The 10,588-nt window shown below is 47.2% G+C and carries 9 protein-coding genes; all 9 read right to left on the bottom strand.

Annotated elements, in window-relative coordinates; all coding sequences use genetic code 11:
- Positions 1 to 660 precede the first annotated feature (660 nt).
- From DW917_RS00920 to DW917_RS00880, 9 genes are read right to left on the bottom strand one after another with little or no spacing between them, the layout of a single operon-like run.
- Entirely contained in the window at positions 661 to 2,169 is a 1,509-nt protein-coding gene (locus DW917_RS00920) for a zincin-like metallopeptidase domain-containing protein (protein WP_199545452.1), read from the bottom strand.
- Between the two features lie 9 nt (positions 2,170 to 2,178).
- Complete coding sequence (locus tag DW917_RS00915) at positions 2,179 to 2,793, bottom strand: hypothetical protein (RefSeq protein ID WP_118115587.1); 615 nt, start codon at positions 2,791 to 2,793, stop codon at positions 2,179 to 2,181.
- Positions 2,794 to 2,821: 28 nt separating this feature from the next.
- Positions 2,822 to 4,414 carry a glucosaminidase domain-containing protein gene (locus DW917_RS00910; RefSeq protein ID WP_118115586.1) on the bottom strand — a complete coding sequence of 531 codons (1,593 nt, stop codon included), beginning with the start codon at positions 4,412 to 4,414 and terminating at the stop codon, positions 2,822 to 2,824.
- Positions 4,415 to 4,426: 12 nt separating this feature from the next.
- Entirely contained in the window at positions 4,427 to 6,874 is a 2,448-nt protein-coding gene (locus DW917_RS00905; RefSeq protein ID WP_118115585.1) for a zincin-like metallopeptidase domain-containing protein, read from the bottom strand.
- 19 nt (positions 6,875 to 6,893) lie between these two features.
- Positions 6,894 to 7,334 (bottom strand): DUF4494 domain-containing protein, encoded by a 441-nt coding sequence (locus tag DW917_RS00900; RefSeq protein WP_117695423.1) that lies wholly within the window; start codon positions 7,332 to 7,334, stop codon positions 6,894 to 6,896.
- A 12-nt stretch (positions 7,335 to 7,346) separates the two neighbouring features.
- On the bottom strand, positions 7,347 to 8,738 hold the full coding sequence (locus DW917_RS00895) for a hypothetical protein (protein ID WP_118115584.1): 1,392 nt from the start codon (positions 8,736 to 8,738) through the stop codon (positions 7,347 to 7,349).
- Between the two features lie 10 nt (positions 8,739 to 8,748).
- Positions 8,749 to 9,030, bottom strand: coding sequence for a hypothetical protein (locus DW917_RS00890; protein ID WP_094880505.1), 282 nt, complete (start codon positions 9,028 to 9,030; stop codon positions 8,749 to 8,751).
- A 23-nt stretch (positions 9,031 to 9,053) separates the two neighbouring features.
- The gene (locus DW917_RS00885) at positions 9,054 to 9,884 is read right to left on the bottom strand and encodes a M23 family metallopeptidase (RefSeq protein WP_118115583.1); all 831 of its coding nucleotides are present in this window, start codon (positions 9,882 to 9,884) and stop codon (positions 9,054 to 9,056) included.
- Between the two features lie 26 nt (positions 9,885 to 9,910).
- Positions 9,911 to 10,588: a hypothetical protein gene (locus DW917_RS00880; protein WP_118115582.1), complete on the bottom strand. Its 678-nt coding sequence runs from the start codon at positions 10,586 to 10,588 to the stop codon at positions 9,911 to 9,913.

The raw sequence follows: 10,588 nt of genomic DNA, 5'->3' as shown, positions 1-10,588 counted from the left end.
ACCAATTCGTTTAAACTTGTTTCCAGGTGCAAAGGTAAAAGAATGACAAGCTCAAACGTACCTATTTACGAATAGTCAAAGAACGAATTCAGAGATTCAATCGTAAATCAGAATGAGAAATATTTTGGTAAGGAGAGGTGTCTATCCATGGACAATCTCCCCTGAGCCAAGAAAAGATTTAGGAAGCCCTACAGAGAATTACGTCCGCACTGCGGACGCTATTGAGTCAAGATCATTATATGTTGGTCATATCTGTCTAAAACGTGTTATTGGGTGACATCTTGGGTGACATTTGAGGGACATTTATCTCTGACAGTTGTCTTTTTCTGTTTGCAGATTTTGTTTTAAAAATGAGACTGCAAACAGAAATACAAACGATACTGATAGGATTGTTTTCTTTATTTATCAGAATTTCAGATAGTTAGTACAGTTGTCTTCTGTTTGCAAAAGTGTTTTGATTAAAGCAATTTCTTAATTAAAACCTTGGGGGATATTTGAGGGACATCTTGGGTGACATTGAGTGACATTTTTATAGATTCGGTTAGAGTGCATTCGTTTTTAATGCTGTTCTTACAATACTGCTTGAAAAGTAATTCCCCATATTTATTGCATCAAAAAAAACAGCCAACAAAGTGACTGTCTTTAATTGAATGGGATGAATTATCGTCCTCGATGGTAGTGTTGCTCTTCTTCCTGAGCAACAACTTCTTCTTTTTCCATTTGCTTGGCAACTTCCTTTACGTCGTCCGTTGCATCTTCTGGGAGACCATAGCGGATGATGTTATCCTTGATTTCCTCTGCGCTTACCTTGCGCATCACATCGTATGTGCCTCCAACAGTCGGATTATATACTACAGCATAATGCTCATCCTCAACAAGGAGATCATCGCCACGGTATTTAGTTGGAGAGAGATTGATTTTGGAGAGGTCAGGAGCATCACCTTGGTCGTATTCCTTAGCCTCAGTAAGGAGTGCATCGTAGTTGCCGTCATTTTTGAACTTGTCGAGACGGTCTATAGCATCGGTAGTCTGGAGATACGCCACTGAAGCGTAATACATCGTTGGAGCTATCTCTTGCTTCTGCTCAGCCTCTTGACTTTGCTCCTGGTCTATTTTCAGCTGCATGGCATCGATATGCTGGTTGATCATGTGAGAAGCTTTCTTCACATCGGTAAGCGTAGTCTTGATAAACTCAGGTGATTCCTTCAAACTGTCCAACCAGTTTTTCAGATAGCTGGCACTGTCTTCCTTTAGGTGCTTGGTCATACCGAAACGCTGGGCTACCAGGGCTGCACTCAGTTCAGCAACAAGTTCCTCACGGGCGTATTCTGCGCTTCCGAAAGATGCAGGCTTCAATCTGCCCAAATGGTTTTCTGAACCCGTAGAGTGAGCCATCTCATGTCCGAGATTGGTGTAGAAGGACTCTCCATCCTTGAACTGGCGTTTCTCTGGAATGACAATCTCATTCTTCGAAATGCTGTAGTAGGCATTGTCTCCATAGACAGGCTTGATAGGACAGATCCATCCGTTTTCCTTGATCATCTTATCCATGGCAGGGAAAGAGAAGTCATCACCATGATTCAATGGTCGGTTTACTCCTGCAGCTGCCTCCAGCTTTTTGTAGAGTTCCGGACGAGCTTCCTGCAAGTTGGTCTGCGCCACATTAAACACATTGTAAACCTGCAATTTAGGATATACATTATACTCCTTGCGTCGCTCATCGGACATCAAGCGGTAGTCATCGTATTTGATTTTCTCCCTTGTCTCTTTGTTCACAACGGTGAAAGTCGTGATGAAAACCGGGAAACTCTTCTCGCCTTTGAGGATTGTTACCTGAGGCAAAGCTTCACCATTGTTGTCCTTAACCTGCTGTCTTTTTCCTTGCTTGTCTTTATTGAAGTTCAGACCGGCAACTCTGTCGAAGGTACAGAACACCGGCAACTTATATCCCTGCTTCTCACAGTGCATCATGAGCATCAGGGCATTCATGCCGTTATACTCACGCCCAGATAGGTTCTTAGGCCATGTCAGGGAACCTTCAGTGAACCAAGGCTTCTTCCAGTCGTTCTGCAAGGTGTTGATCTTCTCAATCATCATCTCGGCAAACTTGTCCAAAGCCCGGTCTTCACTGCTACGGCCATCTGTATTATATTTCTTGTAATCAGCCATAATCATTCCTTATTGGTTGGTGGATGCTGCTTTCTTCTCCCATGGAGTAAGCTCGTTGATACGGCAAGTAAGGTCGAGGCGGTCGTTGTAGGCTCCCACCTGCAAATCACCCTTGGCGTTGATGCCTGCCTTAGCCTGTACCCAGTCTGCCTTTGTGGTGTCAAACTGCATGAAACGAATCCAAGTGTAGGCATAGTTATCACCATCCTTCTCGCTGCTGTAGGCAGAGAATAGAGTATAAGGCTTGCCCTTCTTGTCGGTCTTCACTTCAACCTGCTTGCCGATGGTTCCTCGGAACTCGATGGTGCCGGTAATTGCGTCCTGGCTTCCTGCATTAAAGGTATTCACTCCCGAAGCCGAGAGATTGAGGTAAAGCGCATCGCCTTTCTTATGGAATTGGAGAACTCCTGCCACCTCGATACGGGAACCTACGGGATAGTTGACCAGTTCAGCCTGGTTGTCACCATCCTTGGCTACGCTGATTTCTACAGTCTTGTTGATACCGGTCTTGGCTTGAACCACTACGCTGATTCCGAAAGAGATAAACTGCTTACCTTCCTTGTTGGCACGCATCTGTGCCTGGCGACATACCGTGCCGCATACGGTTACATTACATTTAATCATAATAAACTTGGTTTATTGTTTTACTTCATTATTTGATTTGAACAGATTCCTGTCTGTCTTGCTGATTGTCAACGCCTTTCTGGTAGTTCTGTGACATCTGCTGAGATACGGTTGCAGCCTGTATGATAGAGGCAACACCTCTTCGCTTGTCTTCATCGCTCAGATTGGCATTGCCGAGCGTCTGCTGGAGCTTTGTCATTTCTGCCTGGGTCATTTCTCTTGTAAACTGGACGGTTCCGTTATTTACATGGAGATAAGGCTTACCATCCTGAACGTTCACGGAACAGGCTTTATAAGAGGGAAGGAGCGAGGAGAGGTCGATGCTCTTGCTGACAACCGAGTCGGTCACAGTCTGCATTTTCTCTTCTTCGCTCTTGTTGTCTATCTGCAGGGCAAGTGCCATGAGAGAGGTGAACATGGTCATAGCCATCTCAATGACAGGGTCATCGCCTGACATTTTCACTCCGCTGTCCTCTGATGACAGAAGTTTCTTCATCCAGTCTTCAGGACTTTGTGCCGTGTCAGTCACTTCGCCTTGTGAAGAAGGATTGCTAACCTTATACTGAGCGGTGATGTCCTTGCCGTTGTGGAGAGTCTGCAACTGGATGTTTCCCTTTTGTGAGATTTCAGCAAGATATGCAGCAGGGTCTATATCCCGTGCCTTGCCATCCGCAGAGATGCTTTTCACTCCAAAATGCAGATGCTCACCAGTGGTTCTGGTTCCCGTATTGCCAGTCACGCCCAATAGCTGACCGGCATTGACGTTATCTCCAGCCTTGACGGCAATGCTGCTCAGGTGCATGTAGGTACATTGATACTTGCTGCCGTCATTTCTGTTGTATTCTACAGTTACAGACAGTCCACCTGCAGTATTCGGATTGTTATTGACCCGAGTGACCTTGCCCTTATCTTCCGTAGCCAGTACATTGTCATGCTTAGCTTGAATGTCGATGCCCTTGTGCATTTGCGTGTTGGCTGGATTGAGCGGATCTTTCCTCATTCCGAAGGGTGATGTGACGAGCATAAACTCGTTTCTCTTCAAGGGATAGGAATACTTTTCACTCTCCGCAGGCTTTGAAACACTCGTTTTCTGGCTGCTTTGTTCTCCTTGCTGACGAGGATTGGTTTCGGTACCGAAGGATTTGCCTTGCGATTTCATCTCCTTCATGACCATCTGGTCATACTTCTGCAGGTTGTTCTTCTCGATGATGCTCTGAAGACTTGAAGCGTACTTCTTGTTGGAGGCATAGCCGGAGTTCTGCAGTCCGTTTGTCCATCCCTTGTAGTCATCAGGGGATAGCTTGAAGAGCGAGCTGTATCTCTTGTTTCCTTTCAGAAACTGAGAATGATGTTCGTATGAGTCGCCAACAGAAGCATATTGACAGAACTTCTCGTTGGGACGGTCATCGGTATATACGAGGTACTTGCCACCGTTCTGAACCCAACCGGAAGTAGCCTTGATGCCGAAATGATTGTTTCCCTTTCGGGATAACTCGCTCTGTCCGCTTGCACTCTCGCAGATGCCTTGTGCAAGGGTGACAGAAGCAGGTATGCCATATCGTCGCATCTGCTCCATGGCATACTCTGCATATTGTTCTACATATTCTTGATTCCTTGACATGATGATTACATGTTATCTGTGTATTCCTGATGAATTGTTCTGTTCCTGCTGAGGACTCTCTACCTTGGAGGGAGAAATTTCCTCAGTGGCACGTTTGGGGGCTTCCAACTGGTCGCAGATGGCAACCCGTTCTCCTGCACGGATGAGTTTCGGCAGATAGGTGTCGAGAGCATGATATGGGAAACCAGCCATGGCCAGAGGCTTACCGTCAGCATCCTTGGTATGGGAACTCTTGGTGAGTGTGATGCCCAGGATTTTTGAAGCTTTCTCTGCATCCTGGCTATAGGTCTCGTAGAAGTCTCCACAACGGAAAAGTAACACAGCATCAGGATGTTTACCTTTTAGCTCGTAGAATTGCTTTAACATCGGAGTCATTGCTACAACGGCAGCCTTTGTCTCAGCCTTCGTCTTCTCTTCCTTTGCCTTTTCTTCCTTCTGCTTCTGCTCTTTCTTTTCTGGAGTTTCCTCTTTCTGTTCCTCCGTAGCCTTTTCTTCCTCTTGCTGAGCGGTGTTCTGCTTTACCTCATTACTCTGGGCTTCCTGCTCCGATTTTTCAGTGCCTACAGCTACCGCATCGGTCCGGTCTTTGCGTAGTACATCGGCAAAAAGACTGGCAGCAAGGTGTTTCTTGTAATCCTGCATGTTCTCGGCGAGCCACATACGTTGCCACTGGGATGGTGAGATCTCACGAGGTTTGAGCTTTTCACCATTCACTGTAGGCATACAGAGGATGACACTCGGCTGATTGTCCGTCTCTTTGGTCTTGAAGATGTTGACACGTTGGATTTTGTCCACTTCTTCGGCAGGAACGTTGCTCTTGAAGAGGTCAACCTTCATTTCCGGCTTATTGGAAGCTTCCATGTAGTATTTCTGTGCCATGTCCTGACGCATAGTGTCTGAAAGCTCCTCGTCTCCTTGCTTTACTGTGGTGAAGAACAGGTTGACATCGGCCTTGTCTGGATATACGCTGAAAGCCTTTTCATTCTCAGGTTTCAGATAGAGTGCCCACTTTCCTTCATCGTCACGCAGCATCAGGATCTTGTCGAAGTCCACGGCTCCTGAGCGTTTTACGGCATCCGAAACATCGAGCAGGGTGATGGTCTCCAGGCTCCAGTTGTTGAGTCTGGCAACAGAGACTGCCTTACCGTCAAAGAAACTGTCGTCAGGACGGTAGCCCATGGAACCATCAACATTGTAGAAGGTGACAGTTTCATATCCTTCCTTCTGTAGGGCATGCTCGATACGTCCTTTCTTCATGCCAGGGATGTCGTTATCCATACCTAAGGATGCACCTTCCGGAAGGACTACGTCAGCCATCTTACCTTCTGCGTCCTTTACGAGGACAAACTCCTTGGTGGACTTGTTGGGAAGGGTCTTGATCTCGTCAGCCACATAGTAGTGCTTTGGAAGGATGCTCTTGATGGCATCTGCCTGATTTCTGGTTGTCTTGCTGTTCAATTCAACCTTTTCGCCACGTTCTGCCTTGTGGAGCATATCCACGGCATTGTTGACATCCCTCTCCAGTATATCAATGAGACAAGGGTTCTCTTTCAGTTCTCTTGACCAATAGTCAGTTATCGCCATGCTTTCCGGGGAGAGCTTGGCTGAGATTCCCAATTCCTGGAGTTTTACGGCGGTGGCAACCTCTGTGACCAGACGCTCCTGCTTCATGGCATCCTCTGCAGAGACCTTTCCGTTCTTCGTTACCATACCTTCACGAGCCAGTCGCTGCCCATGGCCAGTGGCTGTAACAAGTAGCGATACTGCATCACGGGCATAATCCTCATAGTGTTCGTAGGAAGATGCTTTGGGCAGGAAGACAATGTCTTTCTTGCTGTCGTAATGTGCTACACCGGTAGAGTCACTGCGGATTTCGACCATGTTCTCACGTGCTTTTTCCAGAAGCTCTTCTACACCTTTGCGAATGGCAGTGGAGGCTGACTCTACATCCTTTCGGTCGTTCAACCTGCCATATTCCTGGACTGTAGCTTCAAAGGCGGTCTTGTCAACCATGGGTAGGGTAGTCTGCTCAATATTGAACAGGGCTCTGACTTCACGGCTTCTGATACCTTTATAGTCAGCTTGCTTGTCTGAAGGGAGAGCCTGGTAGTCTGCACGGCTGATTTTGTCCTCAGGGTTGTGCTTGTTGACATACTCGTTCCAGTTGTACCAGAGGAACGGTACTCCTTTCTCTTTTGATTGAACAGACTCACCACGTTTCTTCGCTTCCGAAAAAAGCGTATATTGGTTGGTCTTGTAGCCGTTTTGTGCGGCGTGCATTCCTAAGATGATGGCATTGAAGGCTGATACCTGCAAATGCTTCTGGTAGAGTCCAGGAGCCTTGCGACCGTTGTTGTCCAGCCAAATGCCATTATCTTCCTTGGCTTTCCCGAACGCCTTGGTGAACAGTTCCACCTGACGTTCTGCAGCCATCTTTTCTTGCTGATTCTTTTCTGTCATGGATATGATGTTTTTGTGATCATTGCTTATAGCCAAGAACACCAAGAACCTTGGTCTCGGCTATGGATTTGATTTCCCACTCTGTCACACTGCTGCTCATGTGCTGACGTAGCATGTGGTCTGCTTCCTTTGTCGAAGGAGCATTGACGTAGATGGTCTGTGGTGAGAACTTCTTTACGCCAGTTTCTTCATCCTCAGTGACAAGGGAGACGACGGTCTTGTACCAGTGGTTGCCTTCTTTCTCATCTTCTTTCAGGATCTCCGTGATAGGTTCACGTGAGATGGCTGTGATGTCGAAGTCTCTGGTTCCGATAAGCTCAGTAGCAGCTTTGGTGGCACGTTTCTCTGTCTCGGTGAAGCTCTCGGCATCTACCAGGTATTCTTCACTGACTTTTTTGTTCTTTCCTGTGTCAAGGGCTTTGCCGTATTTGACACGGAATTTATACCAGTATCTTTTCATCTTTGTTCTATGTTATCTTTGAGCAAGTGGTCTCTCGATGACTGTCTGTCGTTCGCCAGCCTCGTATTTCTCGGATGCTATCTGTCGCATCTGGTCATTCTTTGCCAGCACAGCATTGGCAAGGGTGTTGAGAGGCAGCGCTCCTTGACGGTAGGCATCCACAACTTTTTCTGGAAGGGCTATGGTACATGGCACTCTGTCAATGGTTGCGATCAGGCAGTTGGCTCTTATCTCCGGATTCTGGATGCGTGCATTCAGAGGCTCTTCGGGATAGATGCGATAGTTGACTCTGCCACCAGCTTGTTGCGGATGATCCTGTGTCTTGAAGTTGTCCAAGGCTTCATGTCCTGCCTTATTGAGAAGATTCATGCCTCCCATGCCTATGAGCACCATTTTGAGAATCGGGTTCTTGACAAACATACCTGCAACAATGCTTGCAATAGGCATCATGTTATCCTTGATATTGATGGACTTGGTCTTACCGGTGAACATGCCGACGAGCATATCTGGAAGCATGGCCAATACATAACCAAGATTATGGCCTATATCGCTGATACCGTTGAGGCCGAATGACGTGAGAAGCCCTTGCCAACCGTTCATGTTAGTCTGTTCGGGCTGCGTATTGTTGGCTTCACCTTCAGATTGGTTCCCTTCTTCTGATGGTTCAGTCTGCCGTGCTCCTTCCTCAGATTGTGGCTTGTTCTGCGGTTTTTGCTCCGCTTGTTTCTTCTTTTCCTGCTGCGTTCGTCTGTATTCATCCTCCTTTCCCGGTGCAATGATCATGGGAACATCGGAACGGTCATTGAGTTTGTCACCAACATGAGTGACGAGCATGTCGCTTCCTATCCAGGTGGCAGCAGTCTTCAAGCCACCTCCCAATCCTCCCATACAGGCAAGGTCGGTTACAGAGCCAAGGGCTATACCAGCGTTCTTTTCCCAGACCGATGGCTTATACCGCTTCTCTGCCTCTGAGTCTATCTTGTGCTCCAATGGCGATTTTACGACTTCCTGCGGTAGATAGAAGATGGTACTGGTGGCAGCCTTTCGCATGATGTAGTCGATGGATGATTTCGGTATTTTGTCCTTTATCATCTTGTCGATCATCTTCTGTTCCATGGAGGCATTGACCGTGATATGCTGTCGCTTCAACTCTTTCTTGACCATCGAAATATAGTCTTCCGTGGTCTTGGATGTCCATTTGCCTGTGTATTTGAGGGTGTCATTTTGCGCCTGCATGGATGCCATACCACCGTCAGGTCCAGCTGCTGCTGCCATCAGACCTGCAAACGAATTGGAGTTTGACCGCAACTCGTCTGCAAGCTTGTTCTGTAGGTCATTCCGAACTTTATTCATAATCGGTATGACCTTAGTATTGAATATTTTATCCTGTTTTGACTCTACCATAGCTTTATGTTTACAAGTTTAATTGGTTGAGGATTTGCTCCCTGGTCTGTTCGATGGCATTGTGATAGACTTCCATCTGTTTCGGGAAATATTCCTCCAGCCATTCGTCCTTCTCGATGTTGTCGTTGATGAACTTGATGGCCAGATTTCTTTCTATCTCAATGGCAGCTTCGCCTTTCTCGCTGTTGTTGAACCAAGCCTTAGTCCACCATCTGATTCCCGACTTGTCGGGATAGACGCTCACCAGGCGTGGAATGTCAAAGCTTTGAACATCGATGTCCAGTTCTGCCAGTGGGTCAACTATTCCGCTTGTCGCTATTGCCCGGTCTTGTGCTTTTTTTTTTCGATGGCGCTCATGCTTGACAGAAAGATCTGATGGCGCAAGGCGAGATAGTTGAGGAAATCTCCAATGAGGAGGTTCTGTACTCGCTCGGCTATTGGAATGCTTCTTGTTCCCATTCCCAATGGATTCGCCATGGAAGGCAGGGTTTCATAGAAGTAATTCTTCATGGCCGACATGGTGAAGATGTTGCGAAGTGCCAGTTCCGTATGCTCTGGTAGGGCATAGATGCCTTGACTCATGTCGCTCATGTAGTCGGGGAAGAAGCGCATCATGAGGTCTTCAATCTCCTTCTGGTCTTTGTCATACATGGTATGAACATCCATATCAAGAGTGACGAACTGAGGTGCTGCGCCTGGCTTGCCGTTCTGTTCCATCACTTTCAGATTGCTATAGATCATGGTGAGGAACTCCAGTGGATTGAGTTCTTCCCCCTTGTATTTGACTTCTACATGGAGGGAGTCGGCACTGACAGCGATGACTTGCCCTGCCTTTACCTCTTTGCCGTAGTTGGCAAACACGTTGCTCAGGTGGGCATAGGTCACTTCATAGTCACCATATCTCGTAATCTGGTAGATGCCGTGAATAGCATCGTTGCCCAGTCCTGTCACCTTGCCGGTAGCTACTGCAGACAGCAGGTAGTTCTTGACCTTGAAGTCAACTCCATGATGGAAAAATGACTCTCCAGTGTGCGGATGTTTCTGTTTGCCGTAGCCCAGGGACATGGTCACTTCTCCGTTTCTTTCCTCGAATGGCATGCAATAGCCACTGTCGGAATGTAGTATCATTTCTTGTGTATAGTGCATTGTATAATACTTTGTTGTAGTGTTTGTTATCTTCGTCTGCTTACAGTATTGGTTTGCTCTGTTTCTTGCTGCTTTTCTTCTTCCTTGTGGTTGCTTGCCTTACGGTCACTGTTGCCACCAAGTAGGCTGCTTAGATTGGCATTATTGCCTATCATCATCATTCCGAGAACGGCTCCAGCGATCTTGCCTAACCATCCGAAGCGACCGAAGACGAGGAGGGCAGAGACAACAAGTCCTACAAGGTTGAGACCTGAAACGTTACCTTTGCCTATATTGCTGAAGAAGTTTCCGAACATGTCACCGCCATGACCAGAGAACATGGCTCTGAGGAAGCCAGACATACCGCTCCACTTGGAATCCACGCTGCTGATAGCCCCATTTACGTTGTCTGAAAGTCCTGTAACTGAGTCTTTCAAGTCTTTCACGCCATCGCCAATCCCTGATACGGTGTCGCCAATCTTCTTGGTGGTGTCTTCTCCTATGACGGCATCGCTGATTATGCCAACAACGCTTTTGTCCGTGGTGAGTTTCTCCCAACCAATGTAACCAAGACTTCCTCCGACAACTGCGCTTTTAGTGGCAGAACCTACGCCTTTCAAGGTCTGCTGAGGATGAAGCACAGCACTGCCCACTGAGTGTGCAGTTGCACTGGTCATCCTTCCTCCCAATCGGAGAGTTGCTTTCAAAAATGAACCCCAACCCAT

The sequence above is a fragment of the Prevotella sp. AM42-24 genome (assembly GCF_003461825.1).
In the GTDB taxonomy this organism is placed as follows: Bacteria; Bacteroidota; Bacteroidia; order Bacteroidales; family Bacteroidaceae; genus Prevotella; species Prevotella hominis.
Note: the sequence above shows the minus strand (reverse complement) of the source record. Positions and strands in the feature narration are given on the sequence as shown.

What these genes read in the sequence shown, in the direction of transcription:
- DW917_RS00885 (WP_118115583.1), bottom strand. Translation starts at nt 9,884, where the DNA reads ATGCACTATACACAAGAAATGATACTACATTCCGACAGTGGCTATTGC.
- DW917_RS00910 (WP_118115586.1), bottom strand. Translation starts at nt 4,414, where the DNA reads ATGTCAAGGAATCAAGAATATGTAGAACAATATGCAGAGTATGCCATG.
- DW917_RS00895 (WP_118115584.1), bottom strand. Translation starts at nt 8,738, where the DNA reads ATGGTAGAGTCAAAACAGGATAAAATATTCAATACTAAGGTCATACCG.
- DW917_RS00880 (WP_118115582.1), bottom strand. Translation starts at nt 10,588, where the DNA reads ATGGGTTGGGGTTCATTTTTGAAAGCAACTCTCCGATTGGGAGGAAGG.
- DW917_RS00915 (WP_118115587.1), bottom strand. Translation starts at nt 2,793, where the DNA reads ATGATTAAATGTAATGTAACCGTATGCGGCACGGTATGTCGCCAGGCA.
- DW917_RS00920 (WP_199545452.1), bottom strand. Translation starts at nt 2,169, where the DNA reads ATGGCTGATTACAAGAAATATAATACAGATGGCCGTAGCAGTGAAGAC.
- DW917_RS00900 (WP_117695423.1), bottom strand. Translation starts at nt 7,334, where the DNA reads ATGAAAAGATACTGGTATAAATTCCGTGTCAAATACGGCAAAGCCCTT.
- DW917_RS00905 (WP_118115585.1), bottom strand. Translation starts at nt 6,874, where the DNA reads ATGACAGAAAAGAATCAGCAAGAAAAGATGGCTGCAGAACGTCAGGTG.